21 protein-coding genes are annotated in these 20809 nt (G+C 66.9%); 20 read left to right on the plus strand and 1 reads right to left on the minus strand.

What is annotated here, in order from left to right:
- The 19 genes from A5691_RS10295 to A5691_RS10385 all read left to right on the plus strand — a co-directional run.
- A partial coding sequence (locus A5691_RS10295; RefSeq protein WP_067781128.1) for a homoserine dehydrogenase occupies window positions 1-1235 on the plus strand: 1235 nt, incomplete at its 5' end.
- Entirely contained in the window at window positions 1232-2314 is a 1083-nt protein-coding gene (thrC, locus tag A5691_RS10300) for a threonine synthase (protein ID WP_067781125.1), read from the plus strand. The genes A5691_RS10295 and thrC, both read left to right, overlap by 4 nt.
- Window positions 2315-2317: 3 nt before the next feature.
- Window positions 2318-3265 (plus strand): homoserine kinase, encoded by a 948-nt coding sequence (gene thrB / locus A5691_RS10305; RefSeq protein ID WP_156675702.1) that lies wholly within the window; start codon window positions 2318-2320, stop codon window positions 3263-3265.
- A 265-nt stretch (window positions 3266-3530) separates the two neighbouring features.
- Window positions 3531-5372: a transcription termination factor Rho gene (gene rho, locus A5691_RS10310; RefSeq protein ID WP_067781122.1), complete on the plus strand. Its 1842-nt coding sequence runs from the start codon at window positions 3531-3533 to the stop codon at window positions 5370-5372.
- 204 nt (window positions 5373-5576) lie between these two features.
- Window positions 5577-5813, plus strand: coding sequence for a 50S ribosomal protein L31 (gene rpmE / locus A5691_RS10315; protein ID WP_067747706.1), 237 nt, complete (start codon window positions 5577-5579; stop codon window positions 5811-5813).
- 98 nt (window positions 5814-5911) lie between these two features.
- Window positions 5912-6985: a peptide chain release factor 1 gene (gene prfA / locus A5691_RS10320; protein ID WP_067747708.1), complete on the plus strand. Its 1074-nt coding sequence runs from the start codon at window positions 5912-5914 to the stop codon at window positions 6983-6985.
- On the plus strand, window positions 6982-7830 hold the full coding sequence (gene prmC / locus A5691_RS10325; RefSeq protein WP_068018451.1) for a peptide chain release factor N(5)-glutamine methyltransferase: 849 nt from the start codon (window positions 6982-6984) through the stop codon (window positions 7828-7830). Before prfA ends, prmC begins: the two co-directional genes overlap by 4 nt.
- Window positions 7823-8482 carry an L-threonylcarbamoyladenylate synthase gene (locus A5691_RS10330; protein ID WP_068018470.1) on the plus strand — a complete coding sequence of 220 codons (660 nt, stop codon included), beginning with the start codon at window positions 7823-7825 and terminating at the stop codon, window positions 8480-8482. Before prmC ends, A5691_RS10330 begins: the two co-directional genes overlap by 8 nt.
- A gap of 28 nt (window positions 8483-8510) precedes the next feature.
- Window positions 8511-9740 (plus strand): glycosyltransferase family 4 protein, encoded by a 1230-nt coding sequence (locus A5691_RS10335; protein WP_067747712.1) that lies wholly within the window; start codon window positions 8511-8513, stop codon window positions 9738-9740.
- A gap of 218 nt (window positions 9741-9958) precedes the next feature.
- On the plus strand, window positions 9959-10441 hold the full coding sequence (locus A5691_RS10340) for an ATP synthase subunit I (RefSeq protein WP_068018446.1): 483 nt from the start codon (window positions 9959-9961) through the stop codon (window positions 10439-10441).
- Window positions 10434-11189: a F0F1 ATP synthase subunit A gene (atpB, locus tag A5691_RS10345; protein WP_067281249.1), complete on the plus strand. Its 756-nt coding sequence runs from the start codon at window positions 10434-10436 to the stop codon at window positions 11187-11189. Before A5691_RS10340 ends, atpB begins: the two co-directional genes overlap by 8 nt.
- Before the next feature lie 84 nt (window positions 11190-11273).
- Entirely contained in the window at window positions 11274-11522 is a 249-nt protein-coding gene (locus tag A5691_RS10350) for a F0F1 ATP synthase subunit C (protein WP_024636915.1), read from the plus strand.
- Between the two features lie 9 nt (window positions 11523-11531).
- Window positions 11532-12065: a F0F1 ATP synthase subunit B gene (locus tag A5691_RS10355; protein WP_067747716.1), complete on the plus strand. Its 534-nt coding sequence runs from the start codon at window positions 11532-11534 to the stop codon at window positions 12063-12065.
- Between the two features lie 6 nt (window positions 12066-12071).
- Window positions 12072-13412, plus strand: a complete 1341-nt coding sequence (locus tag A5691_RS10360) for a F0F1 ATP synthase subunit B/delta (RefSeq protein ID WP_067781113.1) — start codon at window positions 12072-12074, stop codon at window positions 13410-13412.
- A gap of 57 nt (window positions 13413-13469) precedes the next feature.
- On the plus strand, window positions 13470-15152 hold the full coding sequence (gene atpA / locus A5691_RS10365) for a F0F1 ATP synthase subunit alpha (protein ID WP_067747720.1): 1683 nt from the start codon (window positions 13470-13472) through the stop codon (window positions 15150-15152).
- Between the two features lie 6 nt (window positions 15153-15158).
- Entirely contained in the window at window positions 15159-16067 is a 909-nt protein-coding gene (locus A5691_RS10370; protein WP_067747722.1) for a F0F1 ATP synthase subunit gamma, read from the plus strand.
- Between the two features lie 23 nt (window positions 16068-16090).
- A complete protein-coding gene (gene atpD, locus A5691_RS10375) occupies window positions 16091-17557 on the plus strand; it encodes a F0F1 ATP synthase subunit beta (RefSeq protein ID WP_067747724.1) in 1467 nt (488 codons plus the stop codon).
- 35 nt (window positions 17558-17592) lie between these two features.
- Entirely contained in the window at window positions 17593-17958 is a 366-nt protein-coding gene (locus A5691_RS10380; protein ID WP_067747732.1) for a F0F1 ATP synthase subunit epsilon, read from the plus strand.
- A 17-nt stretch (window positions 17959-17975) separates the two neighbouring features.
- Entirely contained in the window at window positions 17976-18419 is a 444-nt protein-coding gene (locus A5691_RS10385) for a DUF2550 domain-containing protein (RefSeq protein WP_067747734.1), read from the plus strand.
- Window positions 18420-18433: 14 nt separating this feature from the next.
- On the opposite strand, the gene A5691_RS10390 is transcribed toward A5691_RS10385, so the two are convergent.
- Complete coding sequence (locus A5691_RS10390) at window positions 18434-19018, minus strand: cob(I)yrinic acid a,c-diamide adenosyltransferase (RefSeq protein WP_067781110.1); 585 nt, start codon at window positions 19016-19018, stop codon at window positions 18434-18436.
- Window positions 19019-19188: 170 nt separating this feature from the next.
- On the opposite strand from A5691_RS10390, the gene murA reads away from it, so the two are divergent.
- Window positions 19189-20442: a UDP-N-acetylglucosamine 1-carboxyvinyltransferase gene (gene murA / locus A5691_RS10395; protein ID WP_067281208.1), complete on the plus strand. Its 1254-nt coding sequence runs from the start codon at window positions 19189-19191 to the stop codon at window positions 20440-20442.
- The last annotated feature ends 367 nt before the right edge of the window (window positions 20443-20809 follow it).

Below are 20809 nucleotides of genomic sequence, written 5' to 3' on the forward strand. Positions count from 1 at the left end.
ACGATCTCGCGGCTCGTGTCGGCGCGCCCCTGGTGTTGCGCGGCGTCGGAGTCCGGCGGGTCGCCGCCGACCGCGGCGTTCCGATCGAGCTGCTCACCGACAACGTCGAGGAGCTCGTCTCCCGCGAAGACGTCGACATCGTCGTGGAGTTGATGGGGCCGGTGGAACCGGCGCGAAAGGCCATCCTGCGCGCGCTCGAGCACGGCAAGTCGGTCGTCACCGCGAACAAGGCGCTGCTGGCGACCTCCACCGGGGAGCTGGCGCAGGCCGCCGAAAACGCCCACGTCGACCTGTATTTCGAGGCCGCGGTCGCGGGCGCCATCCCGGTCATCCGCCCGCTCACCCAGTCGCTGGCGGGGGACACGGTGCTGCGGGTCGCCGGCATCGTGAACGGCACCACCAACTACATCCTGTCCGCGATGGACAGCACCGGCGCCGACTACGACACCGCCCTGGCCGAGGCGAGCGCACTTGGCTACGCCGAGGCCGACCCCACGGCCGACGTCGAAGGCTACGACGCCGCGGCCAAGGCCGCGATCCTGGCGTCGATCGCCTTCCACACCCGGGTGACCGCCGACGACGTCTATCGCGAGGGCATCACCAAGATCACCCCGGCCGACTTCGCCTCCGCGCGGTCGTTGGGTTGCACCATCAAGCTGCTGTCCATCTGCGAGCGCGTCACCACCGAGGACGGTCAGGAACGGGTGTCGGCCCGCGTCTACCCGGCGCTGGTGCCGCTGTCGCATCCGCTGGCCACGGTCAACGGCGCGTTCAACGCGGTCGTGGTCGAGGCCGCGGCGGCCGGGCGGCTGATGTTCTACGGTCAGGGCGCGGGCGGCGCCCCCACCGCGTCCGCGGTCACCGGCGACCTGGTGATGGCCGCCCGCAACCGGGTGCTGGGCAGCCGTGGGCCGAAGGAATCCAAGTACGCCCAACTTCCTGTCGCCCCAATGGGTTTGATCTCCACCCGCTACTACGTCAGCATGAACGTCGCCGACAAGCCGGGTGTGTTGTCCACGGTGGCGGCCGAGTTCGCCAAGCGTGAGGTGAGCATCGCCGAGGTTCGCCAGGAGGGCGTGGTGGACGAAGGCGGGCGGCGGGTGGGAGCCCGCGTCGTGGTCGTCACCCACAGCGCCACCGATGCCGCGCTCTCCGAAACCGTCGACGCGCTGGCGGATCTGGATGTCGTGCAGGGCGTCACCAGTGTGCTGCGACTGGAAGAGACCGGCCGATGAGCGTCCCGCGCACCGCCGTGCACCAGCCGTGGCCGGGGTTGATCGCCGCGTACCGGGACCGCCTGCCGATCGGCGATGACTGGACGCCGGTCACCCTCCTCGAAGGCGGCACCCCGCTGATCGCGGCGACGCGCCTTTCCGAGAAGACCGGCTGCACGGTGCATCTCAAGGTCGAGGGCCTCAATCCGACCGGCTCGTTCAAGGACCGGGGCATGACCATGGCGGTCACCGACGCACTGGCGCGCGGCCAGCAGGCCGTGTTGTGCGCGTCGACCGGCAACACCTCCGCGTCGGCGGCGGCGTACGCCGCCCGCGCCGGCATCACCTGCGCGGTGCTCATCCCGCAGGGCAAGATCGCGATGGGCAAGCTGGCACAGGCGGTCATGCACGGCGCCAAGATCATTCAGATCGACGGCAACTTCGACGACTGCCTGGAATTGGCCCGCAAGATGGCCGCCGACTTCCCGACGATCGCGTTGGTCAACTCCGTCAACCCCGTACGCATCGAGGGCCAGAAGACGGCGGCGTTCGAGATCGTCGACGCGCTGGGCGCCGCGCCGGACGTGCACGCCCTCCCGGTCGGCAACGCGGGCAACATCACCGCGTACTGGAAGGGCTACACCGAATACCACCACGACGGCGTGATCGACAAGCTGCCCCGCATGCTGGGCACCCAGGCGGCCGGGGCCGCGCCCCTGGTGCACGGCGCACCGGTCAGCCACCCGGAAACGATCGCGACCGCGATACGCATCGGTGCGCCCGCGTCGTGGGCGGCCGCGGTCAACGCGCAGCAGCAGTCCAACGGCCGGTTCCTGGCCGCCACCGACGACGAGATCCTGGCCGCGTACCACCTGGTGGCCGAGAGCGAGGGCGTGTTCGTCGAACCCGCGTCGGCGGCCAGCATCGCCGGTCTGCTCAAGGCCGTCGATGACGGTTGGGTGGCGCGCGGGTCGACGGTGGTGTGCACGGTGACCGGCAATGGCCTCAAGGACCCGGACACGGCGCTGAGGGATATGCCCACCGTGTCCCCGCTGCCCGTCGATCCGGTGCTCGTCGTCGAGAAGCTGGGGCTGGCGTAAGAAATGACGTCCCAGATGCTGCCCGCCGGGCTGGTGGCAAGCTCCGTGGTGTCGGCGTCCAGCGCCAACCTGGGTCCCGGTTTCGACAGCATCGGCCTGGCGTTGCGTCTCAGCGACGAAATCGTGGTGGAGACAACCGATTCCGGGCTGGAAGTGCTGGTTGAGGGCGAGGGCGCCGCGCAGGTGCCCCGGGGCCCCGAACACCTGGTGGTGCGCGCTATCGAATGCGGGCTGCGGGCCGCGGGCGTCCGGGCCGCGGGCCTGGTGGTCCGCTGCCGCAACGCCATCCCACACTCCCGCGGTCTTGGCTCGTCCGCGGCGGCCGTGGTCGGCGGCCTGGCGGCGGCGAACGGCCTTGTCGCGCAGTGTGATTCGAAACCGCTGAGCGACGCGCAGCTGATTCAGCTGTCCTCGGAGTTCGAGGGCCACCCGGATAACGCCGCCGCCGCCGTGCTGGGCGGTGCGGTGGTGTCCTGGATCGACGCCTCCGGTGACCGGCCACGGTATGCGGCGGTGCCGCTGCGGCTTCACCCCGACATCCGCCTGTACGCGGCCATACCCCAGCAGCGTTCCCTGACCGCGGAGACCCGGGTGCTGCTGCCCGCCCAGGTGAGTCACGACGACGCGCGGTTCAACGTCAGCCGCGCCGCCTTGCTGGTGGTAGCGCTGACCGAACGCCCGGACCTGCTGATGCCGGCCACCGAAGATGTGCTGCATCAACCCCAGCGCGCCCCGGCGATGCCCGGTTCCGCGGAATATTTGCGCCTGTTCCGGCGTCATAACGTGTCGGCGACACTTTCCGGGGCGGGTCCAGCACTGATCGCGCTCAGCACAGCGCCGGAGTTGCCCTCGGAAGTGGTGGAGTACGGGGCCGCCAATGGATTTGCCCTCACTGAGATGACCGCCGGCGAAGGAGTTCGCTGGAGCCCGGGCGTCACAGTCCCCGGTTGATCCACAGCGTGGCCGGAGGGTTTGCTTGCTTCCAACAAAGATGCGGGCTATCCTCGGTTCCGTCCAGCAATCGCAGCATCTGCATCTGCATCCATACTGCCTTGCCGCTAGGACACACCAATTCTTCTCGTGAACGAGGTTCGCCGCTTACTCCGCCGACTAAGGCGATCACCGTTGCACAGTCGATATTTGGGCGCACTCGGCGATTTGCTGAATGCAACGAAACCCCCGGATGACCTGTTCAGCGGGGGAAGAAAGGAAATCCGTGACCGATACGGACCTGTTCACGGCTGACGCGAGCACCGACAGCAATGAGGTGTCGAACGCCGTGACCCCAGACACATCCGACGGCAAAATCAATGCCCCTGTTGGCTCCCTGTCCACCATGGTGCTTCCCGAACTGCGCGCGCTGGCTAACGAAGTCGGCGTCAAGGGGACGTCGGGCATGCGCAAGAACGAACTCATCGCCGCCATAAAGGAAATCAGGGGACAGTCCAACGGGACTTCCGCCCCCGCGGCCCCCGAGGAGAGCGGCAAGTCCGACACCGCCGCCCCCGAGGCGCCGGCCGGCGAGGACCACCAGAACGGTTCGACCACCGAAGCGCCCCGACGCGAACGGCGCAGCGCCTCCCGCGAGCCCGGCGCCGCCCGCGGCGGCGACGACTCCGACGGCGAACGCACACGCAATCGTGAGGGCGGGGCCGCCGGCGAGGGGGGCACCCGTCAGGGCGGCAAGCGTGACTCCCAGGGTGAGGAGCGCGGCCAGGATTCCGGCGGCGACCAGAGCGGGGATCAGCAGGGCTCGGGCGGCCAGCAAGGTCGAGGCGGCTCGAACCAGCAAAACCAGCAAGACGACGACGGCGAGGGCCGTCAGGGCCGCCGTGGGCGCCGCTTCCGCGATCGCAGACGCCGCGGTGAGCGGTCCGGCGAAGGGGGCGACACCGAGCTGCGCGAGGACGACGTCGTCCAGCCGGTCGCCGGCATCCTTGACGTGCTCGACAATTACGCGTTCGTCCGCACCTCCGGTTACCTGGCCGGTCCGCACGACGTCTACGTCTCGATGAACATGGTGCGGAAGAACGGCCTGCGCCGCGGCGACGCGGTGACCGGCGCGGTCCGCGTGCCCAAGGACGGCGAACAGCCCAACCAGCGGCAGAAGTTCAACCCGCTGGTCCGCCTGGACAGCGTCAACGGCGGTCCGGTCGAGGACGCGAAAAAGCGCCCCGACTTCAGCAAGCTGACGCCCCTGTACCCCAATCAGCGGCTCCGCCTGGAGACCACCCCGGATCGGCTGACCACCAGGGTCATCGACCTGATCATGCCGATCGGCAAGGGCCAGCGCGCCCTGATCGTGTCCCCGCCCAAGGCGGGTAAGACGACGATCCTGCAGGACATCGCCAACGCGATCACCCGCAACAACCCGGAATGCCACCTCATGGTCGTGCTTGTCGACGAGCGGCCCGAAGAGGTCACCGACATGACCCGCTCGGTCAAGGGCGAGGTCATCGCCTCCACCTTCGACCGGCCGCCGTCGGACCACACGTCGGTCGCCGAGCTGGCGATCGAACGCGCCAAGCGGCTCGTCGAGCAGGGCAAGGACGTCGTAGTGCTGCTTGACTCGATCACCCGCCTCGGCCGTGCCTACAACAACGCGTCACCCGCGTCGGGCCGGATCCTGTCCGGTGGTGTCGACTCCACCGCCCTGTACCCGCCGAAGCGATTCCTGGGTGCGGCACGAAACATCGAGGAAGGCGGATCGCTGACGATCATCGCCACCGCGATGGTCGAGACCGGCTCCACCGGTGACACGGTCATCTTCGAGGAGTTCAAGGGCACCGGTAACGCCGAGCTCAAGCTGGACCGCAAGATCTCCGAGCGACGGGTCTTCCCGGCGGTCGACGTGAACCCCTCCGGTACCCGCAAGGACGAGCTGCTGCTATCGCCGGACGAGTTCGCGATCGTGCACAAGCTGCGCCGCGTGCTGTCGGGCCTGGACTCGCACCAGGCCATCGACCTGCTGATGTCCCAGCTGCGCAAGACGAAGAACAACTACGAGTTCCTGGTGCAGGTCTCCAAGACCACGCCGGGATCGATGGACAACGACTAGCCGGCGGTGGACCGGTCGGTCACGACACATAAACCACGAGCAGGACACGCCCACAGACCCCGCAATGGTTTATGTCTCGCGGCAACCGCCGGCCATAGCCGCCGCCCCGCCCCAGCCACGGGAATGCCACAGCGAACCCCGTTGTTTTGGGGGACAGTGGTTGACCTGGCATAATCGACGCTCGACAAGATCGAAGAGGACAGCATGAAATCTGACATTCACCCCGCTTACGGGGAGACCACCGTGCACTGCGGGTGCGGAAACACCTTCACCACCCGCAGCACCAAGCCCGGCGGCAACATCGTCGTCGAGGTGTGCTCGCAGTGCCACCCCTTCTACACCGGCAAGCAGAAGATTCTGGACAGCGGCGGCCGGGTGGCGCGCTTCGAGAAGCGGTACGGCAAGCGCAAGGGTGCCGCGGCGGACAACACCGACAAATAGCTGCATTGCCGACGCCCGAACTGTGCACGAAGCACAGGCCGGGCGTCGGTTTGCGTTTGCGGCAATGGGATGCGGCTGAACGGGGCAGGAGGTGAGAGGTGACGCAGCCGATGCAGACGATTGACGTGCTGCTGGCCGAACACGCCGAGCTCGAGCAACGGCTGGCGGATCCCGACCTGCACAGCAATCCCGCCGAGGCGCGCAAGGCCGGTCGCCGGTTCGCCCGGTTGGCCCCGATCGTCGCCACTTATCGCAAGCTGGAGTCGGCGCGCGGCGATCTGGAGACCGCGCGGGAATTGGCCGCCGACGACGACTCTTTCGCCGACGAGGTGACCGAACTCGAGTCGCGGGTCGCCGAATTGGACACCCAATTGACCGACATGCTGGCCCCGCGCGACCCGCATGACGCCGACGACATCGTGCTCGAGGTGAAATCCGGTGAGGGCGGCGAAGAATCCGCATTGTTCGCCGCGGACCTGGCCCGGATGTACATCCGCTACGCCGAGCGACACGGCTGGAACGTCACCGTGCTGGACGAGACCACGTCGGATCTCGGCGGCTACAAGGACGCGACGCTGTCCATCGCCAGCAAGGGTGACTCCGCCGACGGGGTGTGGTCGCGAATGAAGTTCGAGGGTGGGGTGCACCGGGTGCAGCGCGTCCCGGTGACGGAATCCCAAGGCAGGGTGCACACTTCGGCGGCCGGCGTGCTGGTCTATCCCGAGCCCGAAGAAGTGGGTGAGGTCCAGATCGACGAGTCGGATCTGCGCATCGACGTGTACCGCTCGTCCGGCAAGGGCGGGCAGGGTGTGAACACCACCGACTCCGCGGTCCGCATCACGCACCTGCCCACCGGGATCGTGGTGACCTGCCAGAACGAACGCTCGCAACTGCAGAACAAGACGCGCGCGTTGCAGGTGCTGGCCGCTCGCCTGCAGGCCCTGGCCGAAGAACAGGCGCTGGCCGACGCGTCGGCCGATCGAGCCAGCCAGATTCGGACCGTGGACCGCAGCGAACGAATCCGCACCTACAACTTTCCGGAGAACCGGATCACCGACCACCGGATCGGTTACAAGGCGCACAATCTCGATCAGGTGCTCGACGGGGACCTCGACGCGATGTTCGATGCGTTGGGCGCCGCCGACAAACAATCCCGGCTGCAACAGGCATGAGTGCCGTGCGGCGCGCGATCGATTCCGCTGCGGCGACGCTCGCCGAAGCGGGGATCGCCTCCGCCCGTTGGGATGCCGAGGAGCTGGCCGCGCACGTGACGGGAACCGAGCGCGGCCGGCTGGCCCTGCTCGATTCGCCCGGCGACGACTTCTTCAGCCGCTACCGCGATGTCGTGGCCGCGCGCTCGCGGCGGGTGCCGTTGCAGCATCTCACCGGGACGGCCGCGTTCGGGCCGCTGATGCTGCAGGTCGGCCCCGGCGTCTTCATACCGCGCCCGGAAACCGAAGCCCTCTTGGCGTGGATCAGCCAACAACGCCTCCCTTCCCGGCCCGTGATCGTCGACCTGTGCACCGGATCCGGCGCGTTGGCGGTGGCGCTGGCCCAGCACTACCCCGGGGCGCGGATCATCGCCGTCGACGACTCGGAGGCCGCCCTCGAGTACGCCCGGCGCAACGCGGCGGGCACCGCGGTCGAACTCGTGCGGGCCGACGTCACCGTGCCCCGCCTCCTGCCGGAACTGGACGGCGGTGTCGACGTGGTGGTGGCCAACCCGCCCTACGTCCCCGACGTCGCACCCGTGGAACCTGAAGTGGCCCAACATGATCCACACCACGCCGTATTCGGCGGCCCGGACGGGATGGCGGTGATCGGCCCGATCGTCGAGCTGGCCGGGCGCTGGCTCCGTCCGGGTGGCGTCTTCGTCGTCGAACACGACGACACCACCTCGGCGGAGACCGTCGAATTGGTCCGCAGGACAGCGCTTTTCGGAGAAATCGCGAAGCGTAAAGACCTGGCCGGCCGGCCGCGATTCGTGACGGCCCGAAGGAGTGGCGCCGGTGAGTGAAGTCTTCGACTGCGCCGATCCCGACCAGCGTGCGCGCGGAATCGCCTCGGCGGCGGGCGCCATCAAGGGTGGCCGCCTGGTCGTCATGCCGACGGACACCGTGTACGGCGTCGGCGCCGATGCCTTCAACAGCGCCGCCGTGACGGCCCTGCTCTCCGCGAAGGGCCGCGGCCGGGACATGCCGGTCGGCGTGCTGGTCGGCTCCTGGCACACCATCGAGGGCCTGGTCTACACCATGCCGGGCGGGGCCCGCGACCTGATCCGCGCGTTCTGGCCGGGCGCGCTGAGCCTGGTGGTGACGCAGGCGCCGTCGCTGCAATGGGACCTCGGCGACGCCCGCGGCACCGTGATGCTGCGGATGCCGCTGCACCCGGTGGCCATCGAGCTGTTGCGCGAGGTGGGACCCATGGCGGTATCCAGCGCGAACGTTTCCGGCCGCCCGCCCGCGGTCGACGCCGGCGAGGCCCGAGAACAGCTCGGCGACCTCGTCGACGTCTACCTCGACGCGGGGACGGCCGAGCAACAGGCTGCTTCGACGATCGTCGACCTGACCGGTGCCGCCCCGCGCATCCTGCGACCCGGTCCGGTGAGCGCCGCACGGATCGCCGAAGTGCTCGGAGTGGATCCCGAAAGCCTGACCGCCCAGGCCTGACCGGAGCGGTTCTGTCGTTGCCAGGTTGGTGCAGTACGGTCTCGACGTGTCCAGCGACCCGGCCAGCGACGTAGCCAACCTCGCCAATGGCCTGCTCGCCCTGGCTGACCGCGGCGCCGGTGTCCCGCTGCGCGAGCTTGCCCTCGTGGGGCTGACCGCCGCGATCATCACCTACTTTGCGACCGGTCCCGTGCGGGTGCTCGCCACCCGGCTCGGGGCCGTCGCCTATCCGCGGGAACGCGACGTGCACGTGACCCCGACCCCGCGCATGGGCGGGCTGGCGATGTTCCTCGGTGTCATCTCGGCCGTCTTCCTGGCGTCGCAGCTTCCTGCGCTGACCCGCGGCTTCGTCTATTCGACGGGCATGCCGGCGGTGCTGGTGGCCGGCGCGGTGATCATGGGCATCGGGCTCATCGACGACCGCTGGGGCCTGGACGCCCTGACGAAGTTCGCCGGCCAGATCACCGCGGCCAGCGTGCTGGTCACCATGGGCGTGGCCTGGAGCGTCCTCTACATCCCGATCGGCGGAGTCGGCACCATCGTGCTGGACCAGGCGTCGTCGATCCTGCTCACGTTGGCGCTGACGGTGTCCATCGTGAACGCGATGAACTTCGTCGACGGGCTGGACGGACTGGCGGCGGGGCTCGGGCTGATCACCGCGCTGGCGATCTGCATGTTCTCGGTCGGCCTGCTGCGCGACCACGGCGGTGATGTCCTCTTCTATCCGCCCGCCGTGATCTCCGTGGTGCTCGCGGGGGCTTGTCTGGGATTCCTGCCGCACAACTTTCACCGCGCCAAGATCTTCATGGGTGATTCCGGTTCGATGCTGATCGGCCTGATGCTCGCCGCCGCCTCGACCACCGCCGCCGGCCCCGTCTCACAGAACGCCTACGGAGCGCGCGACGTGTTCGCCCTGTTGTCACCGTTCCTGCTGGTGGTCGCGGTCATGTTCGTGCCGATGCTGGATTTGCTGCTGGCGATCGTGCGCCGTACCCGCGCGGGCCGCAGCGCGTTCAGCCCCGACAAGATGCACCTGCACCACCGCCTGCTGCAGATCGGCCATTCCCACCGCCGCGTGGTGCTGCTGATCTACCTCTGGGTGGGCATTGTCGCGTTCGGAGCGGCCAGCACGATTTTCTTCAATCCGCGCGACACCGCCGCGGTGATGCTGGGCGCCATCGTGGTCGCCGGCATCGCGACCGCGATCCCGTTGATGCGCCGGCGGGAAGAGTACGAAGACGACGACTACGACAGCTAGTAGTAGTGGGGTTCGCCGTATGGTACGGTGCAGGTAGAAGCCCAAAAAGCCGCACAGATTGCCGGTCCGTCGGACGCCGTTTCGATCGGGTCGGCTGAGGACTCGCGTCGGGTGATACCCCTTGGGTTGATCCACTGTGACGTGCGATACGCTCGGCGGGCCACCGATCAGTCGGTCGGGGGACTCCCGCTCTACCAACTTGGGATTGAGGTGCTGCAGTGACGACACCAGCGCAGGACGCGCCGTTGGTGTTCCCCTCTGTTGCGTTCCGACCGGTCCGCCTGTTGGTGCTCAGCATCGCCGTCACCGCGGCGGCCGTCGTCGCCGCCGGACTGACCGGTCACCTCATGATCGGGGTGTTCTTCGGCGTCGGGTTGCTGCTTGGTTTGCTCAATGCCCTTCTGGTGCGTCGTTCCGTCGCGTCGATCACCGCCAAAGAGCATCCGATGAAAAGCACGATGGCGCTGAATTCGGCCACCCGGCTGGCCGTCATCACCGTCATCGGGCTGATCATCGCCTACATCTTCCGGCCCGCGGGCCTGGGCGTCGTGTTCGGCTTGGCGCTGTTCCAGATCTTGCTGGTGGCATCGACGGCTCTTCCGGTCTGGAAGAAGCTGCGCGCCGGCGACTGGGCAGACGACGCGGGCGGCGCGCTGGCGGGATCGGAAGGAACGGAAGGAAAGAACGGCACCGATGACTGAGACGACGTTCCTGGCCGCCGCGATCGAGGTTGGCGAGCACAACCAAGCCAAGTGGCTCGGGTTGACCGTCAACACCGACACGATCCTGTCGACCGCGATCGCCGCGGTGATCGTTTTGGCGCTTGCCTTCTTCCTGCGCGCGAAGATCACGTCGACCGGCGTCCCCAGCGGTGTGCAGTTGTTCTGGGAAGCCATCACCGTCCAGATGCGCGATCAGATCGAGAGTGCGGTCGGGATGCGGATCGCGCCATTCGTATTGCCTTTGGCCGTCACCATTTTCGTGTTCATTCTGATCTCCAACTGGCTGTCGGTGCTTCCGCTGCAATACACCGACAAGTCCGGGCACACCACCGAGTTGCTGAAGTCCGCGGCCGCAGACATCAACTACGTTCTGGCCCTGGCGCTGTTCGTGTTCGTCTGCTACCACGTGGCGGGCATCTGGCGCCGCGGCATCGTCGGCCACCCGCTCGCCGTGCTCAAGGGCCACGTCGCGTTCCTGGCGCCGATCAACCTGGTCGAAGAGCTCGCCAAACCGATCTCGTTGTCGCTCCGACTTTTCGGCAACATCTTCGCCGGCGGCATCCTGGTCGCGCTGATCGCGCTCTTCCCCCCGTACATCATGTGGGCGCCCAACGCGATCTGGAAGGCTTTCGACCTCTTCGTCGGGGCGATCCAGGCGTTCATCTTCTCGATCTTGACGATCCTCTACTTCAGCCAAGCCATGGAGATCGAGGAGCATCATGACTGAGACCATCATGTATTGCTTTGTCCCACACACCATTACAGAGGCCTGGTAGACCACTACCAGCTATCAAGGAGGATAAAAATGGCTCTGGACCCCCAAGTCGCTGCCGCTGCGCTCATCGGCGGTGGACTCATCATGGGCGGTGGCGCGATCGGCGCCGGTATCGGTGACGGTATTGCCGGTAACGCGCTGGTCTCCGGCATCGCCCGCCAGCCCGAGGCGCAAGGTCGGCTGTTCACGCCGTTCTTCATCACCGTTGGTCTGGTCGAGGCCGCGTACTTCATCAACCTGGCCTTCATGGCGCTGTTCGTCTTCGCCACACCCGTCGGCACCTAATTCGCTGTGATGGGTGACGCGAGTCTGAGCGTTCTGGCATCCAGCCAGGTGATGGCCGAGGGAGGCAACAACTTCCTCGTTCCCAACGGCACGTTCTTCTTTGTGCTGGCCATCTTCCTGATCGTGCTGGCCGTCATCGGCACCTTCGTGGTGCCGCCGGTCATGCGGGTGTTGCGCGAGCGCGACAACATGGTTGCCAAGACGGCCGCCGACAACAAGAAGGCGACCGAGCAGTTCGACGCCGCCAAGGCTGACTATGAGGAAGCCCTGACGGAGGCCCGGGTCCAGGCGTCGTCGTTGCGCGACAACGCCCGCGCCGAAGGCCGTAAGGTGGTCGAAGACGCGCGCGCCCGTGCCGAGCAGCAGGTGATGTCGACGTTGCAAATGGCATCCGAGCAATTGAAGCGGGAAAGAGACGCCGTGGAACTGGATTTGCGCGCCAACGTGGCGGGCATGTCGGCGAAGCTGGCCAGCCGGATCCTCGGCGTCGAGGTGGCCCCGGCCACCACGGCCGCGTCCGCAACCGGGAAATCTGGACGGTAATCGCGCATGTCGACTTTCATCGGGCAGTTGATCGGATTCGCGGCCATCGTGCTTCTGGTCGTGCGGTACGTCGTGCCGCCGGTGCGTCGTCTGATGGCCGCTCGCCAGGAGGCCGTGCGCCAGCAGCTGAAAGACTCTGCGGCAGCGGCGGATCGGCTGAAAGAGTCGACCACGGCCCATAGCAACGCCGTGGAATCCGCCAAGTCCGAAGCCGAACGGCTCGTCGAAGAAGCCCAAACCGACGCCGGGCGCATCGCCGAGCAGTTCCGGATCCAGGCCGACTCGGAATCCGAACGCATCACCACGCAGGGCGGCCGCCAGGTCGAACTGCTGCGGACACAGCTCAGCCGCCAGCTCCGCCTGGAACTCGGCCACGAGGCGGTACGCCAGGCGGGCGAGTTGGTGCGGAACTATGTCGCGGACCCGGAACAGCAGTCCGGCACCGTCGATCGGTTCCTGGACGACCTCGAAGCGATGGCCCCGGCGCCCGCCGAGGTCGAGTACCCACTGTTGGCAAAGATGCGCTCCGCCAGTCGGGTGGCAGTGGCCGGCCTGGCGGAGCGGTTCGGCGACATCGCCAAAAACCTTGACAACAAAGCGCTTTCTACCCTCTCGTCGGAGCTTGTTTCGGTCGCCGAAATGCTGGACCGGGAGATCGTCGTCACCCGGTACTTGACCGTGCCCGCCGAGGACGCGGCCCCCCGCGTCCGGCTGATCGAGCGGCTGGTCTCCGGCAAGGTTTCCGACGCCACGCTCGACGTCCTGCGTCTGGCCGTGTCGGAACGCTGGTCGGCCAACTCCGATCTGGGCGACGCGATCGAGCACATCTCGCGGCAGGCGTTGCTCGAAGTCGCCGAACGGGAGAACAAGGTCGACGACGTCGAAGACCAGCTCTTCCGGTTCGCCCGCATCCTGGACGCGCAGCCGCGACTCGCCATCCTGTTGGGCGACTACGGCGTGCCCGTGGAAGGCCGGATCGACCTGCTGCGCAAGGTGCTTGACAGCGCCAGCGGCAGGGTCGACCCGATCGTCGTGGCGCTGCTGACCCAGACCGTCCAACTGCTGCGGGGCGAGTCGGCCGAGGAGGCCATCCAGTTCTTGGCGAAAGTCGCGGTGGCACGCCGCGGCGAGATCGTCGCGCAGGTCAGTGCGGCCGCCGAACTCAGCGACGCCCAGCGGTCTCGCCTCACCGACGTGCTCGGCCGCATCTACGGCCATCCGGTGACGGTGCAGCTGCAGACCTCCGAGGAGCTGCTGGGCGGCCTGCTCATCTCCGTGGCGGACGAAGTGATTGACGGGACACTCGCTTCGCGCCTCGCCGCTGCCCAGGCCCAATTGCCCGACTGACCCAACCACTCCCCATAACCACACGCGAACCACGATCAAGTAGGAAGACGAAAAGCCATGGCCGAGTTGACAATCTCCGCTGATGACATCCAGAGCGCCATCGAGGAGTACGTAGGCTCTTTCACCTCCGACACCTCCCGCGAAGAGGTCGGCACCGTCGTCGAGGCCGGGGACGGCATCGCGCACGTCGAAGGCCTGCCCTCCGTCATGACCCAGGAACTGCTCGAGTTCCCGGGTGGGGTCCTGGGCGTCGCGCTGAACCTCGACGAGCACAGCGTCGGCGCGGTGATCCTGGGTGACTTCGAGAAAATCGAAGAGGGCCAACAGGTCAAGCGCACCGGCGAGGTGCTGTCCGTTCCCGTCGGCGACGCCTTCCTGGGGCGCGTCGTCAACCCACTCGGTCACCCCATCGACGGTCGCGGAGACATCGACACCGACATTCGCCGCGCGCTGGAGATCCAGGCGCCGTCGGTGGTGCAGCGGCAAAGCGTGAGCGAGCCGCTGCAGACCGGCATCAAGGCCATCGACGCGATGACCCCGATCGGTCGCGGCCAGCGGCAGCTGATCATCGGCGACCGCAAGACCGGCAAGACCGCCGTCTGCGTCGACACCATCCTCAACCAGCGCGAGAACTGGGAGAGCGGCGACGAGAAGAAGCAGGTCCGCTGCGTGTACGTGGCGATCGGCCAGAAGGGCACCACGATCGCCTCGGTCCGGCGGGCGCTCGAAGAGGGCGGCGCGATGGACTACACCACCATCGTCGCGGCCCCGGCTTCGGACTCCGCCGGCTTCAAATGGCTTGCGCCGTACACCGGTTCGGCGATCGCCCAGCACTGGATGTACGACGGCAAGCACGTGCTGATCGTGTTCGACGACCTGAGCAAGCAGGCGGAGGCGTACCGCGCGATCTCGCTGCTGCTGCGCCGTCCGCCGGGCCGCGAGGCCTACCCCGGTGACGTGTTCTACCTGCACTCGCGCCTGCTGGAGCGCTGCGCGAAGCTCTCCGATGACCTCGGGGGCGGCTCGCTTACCGGTCTGCCGATCATCGAGACGAAGGCCAACGACATCTCGGCCTACATCCCGACCAACGTCATCTCGATCACCGACGGGCAGTGCTTCCTGGAATCCGATCTGTTCAACCAGGGTGTGCGTCCCGCCATCAACGTCGGTGTGTCGGTGTCCCGCGTGGGTGGTGCGGCTCAGATCAAGGCCATGAAAGAGGTCGCCGGCTCGCTGCGTCTGGACCTGTCGCAGTACCGCGAGCTGGAATCGTTCGCGGCCTTCGCCTCGGACCTGGACGCGACGTCGAAGGCGCAGCTCGAGCGCGGCGAACGGCTGGTCGAGCTGCTCAAGCAGCCGCAGTACCAGCCGATGCCCGTTGAGGAGCAGGTGGTTTCGATCTTCCTGGGTACCGGCGGTCACCTGGACTCGGTGCCCGTGGAGGACGTCAGGCGCTTCGAAACCGAACTGCTGGACCACATGCGGGCCTCGGAAGAGAACTTCCTGGCCGGCGTCCGCGACAGCGGCAAGCTCTCCGAAGAGGGCGAGAACCAGCTGACCGAGATCATCAACAACTTCAAGAAGGGCTTCGCGGCCACCGGCGGCGGCTCGGTGGTGCCCGACGAGCACGTCGAGCCCCTGGACGAAGAAGACCTCGAAAAGGAGTCGGTCCAGGTCAAGAAGGAGAAGCCGAAGGACAAGAAGGACGCCAAGAGCGGCTCCGGCAAGGACAAGAAGTAGCTAACAATGGCTGCCACACTTCGCGAACTACGCGGCCGGATTCGCTCGGCGGGGTCGATCAAGAAGATCACCAAGGCCCAGGAGATGATCGCGACGTCGCGCATCGGCAAGGCGCAGGCCCGGCTCGAAGCGGCCAGGCCCTACGCCTTTCAGATCACCTCGATGCTGACCACGCTGTCGTCCGAAGCCGCCCTGGACCACCCGTTGTTGGTCGAACGGGAAGAACCCAAGCGGGCCGGCGTCCTGGTGGTGTCCTCCGATCGTGGGCTGTGCGGCGCCTACAACTCGAGCATCTTCCGCCGGTCCGAGGAGCTGTTCTCCCTGTTGAGGGAGGAAGGCAAGACCCCGGTCGTATACACGGTTGGCCGGAAGGCGCAGAACTACTTCAAGTTCCGCAACTGGGACATCACCGACTCGTGGACCGGCTTCTCCGAGCAACCCAAGTACGAGAACGCCGCGGAGATCGCCGAAACCCTGGTCGAGACGTTCATGAAGGGCGCCGGTGACGACGAGTCGGCCGACGATCAGGGCGTCGACGAACTGCACATCGTCTACTCGGAATTCAAATCGATGATGTCGCAGGCCGCGGTGGCTCACCGCATCGCTCCGCTGGTCGTCGAGTACGTCGAGGACACCGAGGAACTGCACACGTTGTACTCGTTCGAGCCGGACGCGACAACGCTTTTCGAGTCGCTGCTGCCGCGGTACGTGACGACCCGCGTCTACGCCGCGCTGCTCGAATCGGCGGCGTCGGAGCTCGCGTCGCGCCAGCGGGCGATGAAGTCCGCGACCGACAACGCGGATGACCTGATCAAGGAACTGACGCTGATGGCGAACCGCGAGCGGCAGGCTCAGATCACCCAAGAGATCAGCGAAATCGTCGGTGGTGCAAACGCACTCGCCGACGCTCAGTAGCACACGAGGAAGAGAAGAAGAATATGGCTGCTACTACTGGAACCGCAGAGAAGACCGACAAGTCCACCAAGTCCGAGACCAGCGGCCGCGTGGTGCGGATCACCGGCCCCGTGGTCGACGTCGAGTTCCCGCGTGGATCCGTACCGGAACTGTTCAACGCCCTCAACGCGGAGATCACGTTCGAGGAACTCAAGAAGACGCTCACGCTGGAGGTCGCACAGCACCTCGGCGACAACCTGGTCCGCACGATCTCGTTGCAGCCCACCGACGGGCTGGTCCGTGGCGTCGAGGTGACCGACAGCGGTAAGCCGATCTCGGTGCCGGTCGGCCAGGACGTCAAGGGCCACGTCTTCAATGCGCTGGGCGACTGCCTGGACAAGCCGGGATACGGCGAGGACTTCGAGCACTGGTCGATCCACCGTAAGCCGCCGGCCTTCGAGGAGCTCGAGCCCCGCACCGAGATGCTCGAGACCGGGTTGAAGGTCGTCGACCTGCTCACCCCGTACGTGCGTGGCGGCAAGATCGCGCTGTTCGGCGGTGCCGGCGTGGGCAAGACCGTGCTGATCCAGGAGATGATCAACCGTATCGCCCGGAACTTCGGTGGTACTTCGGTTTTCGCCGGCGTCGGCGAGCGTACCCGCGAGGGCAACGACCTGTGGGTCGAGCTCAAAGAGGCCGACGTGCTCAAGGACACCGCGCTGGTGTTCGGTCAGATGGACGAGCCGCCCGGCACCCGTATGCGGGTGGCCCTGTCGGCGCTGACGATGGCCGAGTGGTTCCGCGACGAGGCCGGCCAGGACGTGCTGCTGTTCATCGACAACATCTTCCGGTTCACCCAGGCCGGATCCGAGGTCTCCACGCTGCTCGGCCGGATGCCGTCCGCGGTGGGTTACCAGCCCACGCTGGCCGATGAAATGGGTGAGCTGCAGGAGCGCATCACCTCGACGCGGGGCCGCTCGATCACCTCGATGCAGGCCGTCTACGTGCCCGCCGACGACTACACCGACCCCGCGCCGGCAACCACGTTCGCCCACCTGGACGCGACCACCGAGCTGTCGCGTTCGGTGTTCTCCAAGGGCATCTTCCCGGCGGTGGACCCGCTGGCGTCGAGCTCGACCATCCTGGACCCGAGTGTGGTCGGCGACGAGCACTACCGCGTCGCTCAGGAAGTCATCCGAATCCTGCAGCGGTACAAGGACCTTCAGGACATCATCGCCATCCTCGGTATCGACGAGTTGTCCGAAGAGGACAAGCAGCTGGTGCAGCGCGCGCGGCGCATCGAGCGGTTCCTCTCGCAGAACATGATGGCGGCCGAGCAGTTCACCGGCCAGCCGGGTTCCACCGTGCCGCTGAAGGAGACCATCGAGGCGTTCGACCGACTGTCCAAGGGCGACTTCGACCACATCCCCGAACAGGCCTTCTTCCTGATCGGCGGCCTGGACGACCTGGCCAAGAAGGCCGAAGGCTTCGGCGCCAAGTTGGACTCCTGAGGACCGAGCGCTAAGGCTCTGAAAGGCTCTGTGGCATGGCCGAATTGAACGTCGAGATAGTCGCCGTCGACCGCAAGATCTGGTCGGGTGAGGCAACGTTCTTGTTCACCCGCACCACCGTCGGCGAGATCGGCATCCTGCCCCGGCACATCCCGGTCGTCGCCCAGTTGGTCGACGACGCGATGGTACGCGTCGAGCGCGAAGGCGAAGACGATCTGCGGGTCGCCATCGAAGGCGGGTTCCTGTCGGTCACCGAGGAGACGGTGACCGTGTTGGCCGAGTCCGCCGCGTTCGAGTCCGAGATCGACGAAAGCGCCGCCAGGGAGGATTCGGAGTCCGACGACCCCCGGATCGCGGCGCGGGGGCGCGGCAGGTTGCGCGCCGTCGGCGCGATCGACTAGCCGCCTCGGACAAGACGATGAGCGCGCCCATGGTCGGCATGGTCGTGCTCGTTGTCGTCCTGGCGGGCGCGGTTGTCGCGCTGAGCTATCGGTTGTGGAAGCTGCGCCAGGGCGGCACCGCGGGGATCATGCGCGACATTCCCGCGGTCGGGGGCCACGGCTGGCGGCACGGCGTGATTCGTTACCGCGGCGGTGAGGCCGCGTTCTACCGGCTCTCCAGCCTGCGGCTGTGGCCGGACCGGCGGCTCAGCCGCAGGGGAGTGGAGATCGTGGCGCGGCGCGCACCGCGCGGGGACGAGTTCGACATCATGACCGACGAGATCGTCGTGGTGGAGCTGCGTGACACGACGCAGGACCGCAGGACCGGCTACGAGATCGCCCTGGACAAGGGCGCTTTGACGGCGTTCCTGTCGTGGCTGGAGTCCCGCCCCTCGCCGCGCGCCCGTCGTCGCAGCGTCTAGGGCTTGGCGCCAAGCTAACTCGCGCTGGGCGCGCCGCCACCGGGTTTCCAGAGCACGTCGCCGTCGGGGTTCGCCGCGCGCGCCAGGATGAAAAGTAGATCCGAAAGGCGGTTCAGGTACTTCGCCGGCAGGACGTTGACCTGCTGCGGCGCGGCGTCGATGGCCGCCCACGCCGACCGTTCCGCGCGACGGACGATCGTGCGGGCGACGTGCAGCAGCGCCGAAAGCGGCGAACCACCAGGCAGCACAAAGGAATTCAGCGCCGGCAGCTTCTCGTTATATTTGTCACACCAGCCCTCGAGCCGGTCGATGTAGGGCTGGGTGACCCGAAGCGGGGGATGCTCGGGGTTCTGCACCACCGGCGTCGACAGGTCCGCGCCGGCGTCGAACAGGTCGTTCTGGATCTGCCGCAGCACGCCTGCGATTTCCTCGTCGGGCTCACCCAGGGCGATCGCCACCCCGATCGCCGAGTTCGCCTCGTCACAATCCGCGTAGGCGACCAGGCGGGGATCGTTCTTGGAGACCCGCGAAAAGTCGCTCAACCCCGTCGTGCCGTCGTCACCGGTCCGGGTATAGATGCGGGTCAGGTGTATCGCCATGAGCAAGACGGTACTGCGGTGCGCGGCGGCGCCGTGGCTCGGCTCACGCCTTGACTCGCCCCTCGCCGCTTCGCGGCTAGGGGTGCCCCCACCTCGCTCCGCCGCGCGGAGCGCATCATCGTCACGCGGGCTGACTGACAACCCGATACCGCTTCACTAGACTGACGCGGGTGGCAGAGCGATTCGTGGTGACCGGCGGCAACCGGTTGTCCGGCGAAGTCGCAGTGGGGGGCGCCAAGAACAGCGTGCTCAAGCTGATGGCTGCGGCGCTGTTGGCCGAAGGCACCAGCACCATCACCAACTGCCCCGACATCCTCGATGTGCCGTTGATGGCCGAGGTGTTGCGCGGCCTGGGCGCCACCGTCGAGCTCGACGGCGACGTCGCCCGGATCACCTCACCCGACGAGCCGAAGTACGACGCGGACTTTGCCGCGGTGCGACAGTTCCGGGCGTCGGTCTGCGTGCTCGGGCCGCTGGTCGGCCGCTGCAAGCGGGCCCGGGTCGCGCTGCCGGGTGGTGACGCGATCGGGTCCAGGCCGCTGGACATGCATCAGGCGGGGCTGCGCCAGCTGGGCGCCCAATGCAACATCGAGCACGGCTGCGTCGTCGCCCAGGCCGACACGTTGCGCGGTGCGGAGATCCAGCTCGAGTTCCCGTCGGTGGGCGCCACCGAAAACATCCTGATGGCCGCCGTGCTGGCCGAGGGCGTCACGACGATTCACAACGCCGCGCGCGAACCCGACGTCGTGGACCTGTGCACGATGTTGAATCAGATGGGCGCGCAGGTCGAAGGTGCCGGTTCGCCGACGATGACCATCACCGGCGTCCCGCGGCTACACCCCACCGAGCATCGCGTGATCGGGGACCGCATCGTCGCCGCCACCTGGGGTATCGCCGCCGCCATGACCAGGGGCGACATCTCGGTGACGGGCGTCGACCCGGCCCACCTTCAGGTGGTGCTGCACAAGCTGCACGACGCCGGCGCGACGGTCACCCAAACGGACAACAGCTTTCGGATCACCCAGTACGAGCGGCCCAAGGCCGTCAACGTCGCGACCCTGCCGTTCCCCGGATTTCCCACCGACCTGCAGCCGATGGCGATCGCGCTGGCGTCGATCGCCGACGGGACGTCGATGATCACGGAAAACGTCTTCGAGGCGCGTTTCCGTTTCGTCGAAGAAATGATCCGGCTGGGTGCCGACGCGCGCACGGACGGCCACCACGCGGTCGTGCGGGGCCTGCCGCAATTGTCCAGCGCCCCGGTGTGGTGTTCCGATATCCGCGCCGGCGCCGGCCTGGTGTTGGCGGGGCTCGTCGCCGACGGTGACACCGAGGTTCACGACGTCTTCCACATCGATCGCGGCTACCCGTTGTTCGTCGAAAACCTGGCGATTTTGGGAGCGGAGATCGAGCGGGTAGAGTAACCAAAGTCAGTGCCCCGCAGGGGCGGTCGCCACACCAGGCGACCGACACCCCGGGCGCTTGACTCCCTCGCTGGATTGGTACTAGCCTGGCACGGCTGCTCCCGAAACGGTCTTCCGAAGACCAAAACTGGGAGTTGACTCCACTGCCGGACTTGTATTAAGCTGGCAGGGTTGCCCCAAAACGGGCGAAACAAGTGTTGTTTGAGAACTCAATAGTGTGTTTGGTCTTTTTATTTGTTGTTGTTTTTTTGGCCATACCTAGCACTCCCCGTGTGTGGGTATGGCAATTTTTGATGCCAGTTATTTGGTGTCTTTTTGTTAGGTCAGATTTTCTCTGATTTGAAATTCACCTCGTTCTGCGAGGAGA

The organism is Mycobacterium sp. E183 (assembly GCF_001667735.1).
GTDB lineage: Bacteria > Actinomycetota > Actinomycetes > Mycobacteriales > Mycobacteriaceae > Mycobacterium.

Excerpts from the sequence above, each read along its gene's own strand:
- thrC (WP_067781125.1), top strand. The coding sequence starts at position 1,232 with ATGAGCGTCCCGCGCACCGCCGTGCACCAGCCGTGGCCGGGGTTGATC.
- thrB (WP_156675702.1), top strand. The coding sequence starts at position 2,318 with ATGACGTCCCAGATGCTGCCCGCCGGGCTGGTGGCAAGCTCCGTGGTG.
- rpmE (WP_067747706.1), top strand. The coding sequence starts at position 5,577 with ATGAAATCTGACATTCACCCCGCTTACGGGGAGACCACCGTGCACTGC.
- prmC (WP_068018451.1), top strand. The coding sequence starts at position 6,982 with ATGAGTGCCGTGCGGCGCGCGATCGATTCCGCTGCGGCGACGCTCGCC.
- atpB (WP_067281249.1), top strand. The coding sequence starts at position 10,434 with ATGACTGAGACGACGTTCCTGGCCGCCGCGATCGAGGTTGGCGAGCAC.
- A5691_RS10355 (WP_067747716.1), top strand. The coding sequence starts at position 11,532 with ATGGGTGACGCGAGTCTGAGCGTTCTGGCATCCAGCCAGGTGATGGCC.
- A5691_RS10360 (WP_067781113.1), top strand. The coding sequence starts at position 12,072 with ATGTCGACTTTCATCGGGCAGTTGATCGGATTCGCGGCCATCGTGCTT.
- atpA (WP_067747720.1), top strand. The coding sequence starts at position 13,470 with ATGGCCGAGTTGACAATCTCCGCTGATGACATCCAGAGCGCCATCGAG.
- A5691_RS10370 (WP_067747722.1), top strand. The coding sequence starts at position 15,159 with ATGGCTGCCACACTTCGCGAACTACGCGGCCGGATTCGCTCGGCGGGG.
- atpD (WP_067747724.1), top strand. The coding sequence starts at position 16,091 with ATGGCTGCTACTACTGGAACCGCAGAGAAGACCGACAAGTCCACCAAG.
- A5691_RS10380 (WP_067747732.1), top strand. The coding sequence starts at position 17,593 with ATGGCCGAATTGAACGTCGAGATAGTCGCCGTCGACCGCAAGATCTGG.
- A5691_RS10385 (WP_067747734.1), top strand. The coding sequence starts at position 17,976 with ATGAGCGCGCCCATGGTCGGCATGGTCGTGCTCGTTGTCGTCCTGGCG.
- A5691_RS10390 (WP_067781110.1), bottom strand. The coding sequence starts at position 19,018 with ATGGCGATACACCTGACCCGCATCTATACCCGGACCGGTGACGACGGC.